The sequence below is a fragment of the Thermosulfurimonas dismutans genome, assembly GCF_001652585.1.
GTDB classification, from domain to species: domain Bacteria; phylum Desulfobacterota; class Thermodesulfobacteria; order Thermodesulfobacteriales; family Thermodesulfobacteriaceae; genus Thermosulfurimonas; species Thermosulfurimonas dismutans.
This window is the reverse complement of the sequence record NZ_LWLG01000036.1, coordinates 1-1,147: the sequence shown is the minus strand read 5'-3', so window position 1 is coordinate 1,147 and position 1,147 is coordinate 1. Positions and strand designations below refer to the sequence as shown.

1 protein-coding gene is annotated in these 1,147 nt (G+C 49.6%); it reads right to left on the bottom strand.

The genetic code is table 11. The features are described from left to right. Positions 1-29 precede the first annotated feature (29 nt). Complete coding sequence (locus tag TDIS_RS10575) at positions 30-1,085, bottom strand: IS630 family transposase (protein WP_068671856.1); 1,056 nt, start codon at positions 1,083-1,085, stop codon at positions 30-32. Between the last annotated feature and the right edge of the window lie 62 nt (positions 1,086-1,147).

Below are 1,147 nucleotides of genomic sequence, written 5' to 3'. Positions count from 1 at the left end.
TATTAATCCGAGCATAAAACAGTAGACATTTAAAGAGCATACCTTACCTTCGGAGCCCGAAAATAGCTCTTCACTATCTCCGGCTGTTTCTGTGTGCTCAGTAAATAACTCCTCACATTTCCTTCCATCTCCTCATAACTCCTGATCTTCCTCCTCCCCACCGCATTCGTCTTCACATCCTGGTTCAAATATTCATCCGGATTCAACTCCGGACTGTACCTCGGCAAATAAAACAACTCTATCCGCTCCTTCCTCTTCTCCACCCATTCCTTCACCCTCTTGGCATGATGCACCCGATGATTGTCCACTATCAAATAAACCTTCCGATTACCATTCGATTTGACCAACCTTCTCAAAAATTCCAGAAAAACTTCCGTCGTAAATCTCTCCCGAAAAATCATAAACTTGAGCTTGCCTCGATTGCTGATCGCTGAAATCATGTTGAACCGGTAGCGCCTCCCTGTGGTCTCTATCGCCGGTGTCTTCCCCTTCGGAGCCCAGCTTCTGCCTACTTGATAATCCGACCGTACCCCCGTCTCGTCACCCCAGTAAATCTCCGCCCCTTCCTCTCGCGCTCGTCTCCGTATCTCGGGATACTTCTCCTCAAGCCAAACCTTCACTTCCTTAGGATTCTGTTCATAAGCCTTGCGTAACGGCTTCTGCGGCGTAAAACCCCACCGCCTCAAATACCTCCCCACCGTCCATACCGAAAGCTTCACCCCAAATCTCCGCTCTATCAGCTGCCCCACCGCCTCCCTCGTCCATAACGCAAAGGGCATCTTCAACTGATCCGGACATCGATCCCTAATGAGATTGCAGATCACCGCCGCCTGCCACCCCTTAAGCTTCCCTTCCGAAGGCCTTCCCCTCTTCTTCGCCTTTAAAGCCTCCCAGCCTCCTTCCCGATAAAGCTTCAACCAGTAGCTAATCCGGCTCCGACCTACCCCGAAGATCCGAGCTATCTCTTCCTGAGTCTTTTCTCCTTCCAGATAGGTCTTTACCGCCCGAATCCGAAGGGCCTCTTGGGCCTTGGGAGAAAGCTTCCTGGCATCCCAATTTCTGAAATCTGTTTGTTCTTTGCTCATGTAGTCAGGCTAGCATAAATTCCAATCTCTGTCTACTATTTTGCGCTCCCATTAATAAAATT